The sequence below is a fragment of the Pelorhabdus rhamnosifermentans genome, assembly GCF_018835585.1.
Classification (GTDB): Bacteria; Bacillota; Negativicutes; order UMGS1260; family UMGS1260; genus Pelorhabdus; species Pelorhabdus rhamnosifermentans.
Window position 1 is genome coordinate 1 of sequence record NZ_JAHGVE010000165.1, and the last position, 248, is coordinate 248.

At 64.1% G+C, this 248-nt stretch carries 1 protein-coding gene; it reads left to right on the forward strand.

The window, feature by feature from the left end; translation table 11 throughout:
* The coding region (locus Ga0466249_RS26205) for a DUF72 domain-containing protein (protein WP_215832422.1) at positions 1–248 on the forward strand (248 nt) is incomplete at both ends.

Consider the following 248-nt stretch of genomic DNA (forward strand, 5'->3'; position numbering starts at 1 on the left):
GCGCCATGTCGTCGAGGTGCGTCACGACAGCTTTTGCGTGCCCGAGTTCATCGCCCTCATTCGCGAGCACGAGGTGCCGGTGGTGTTCGCCGAGCACGGCAAATATCCGGCGATTGCCGACGTCGCCAGCGACTTCGTCTATGCTCGGCTGCAGAAGGGCAATGACGAGTTGAAGACCTGCTATCCGCCGAAGCAGCTCGACGCCTGGGCCAAGCGGTTTCAGGACTGGGCTGCCGGCGGCGAACCGG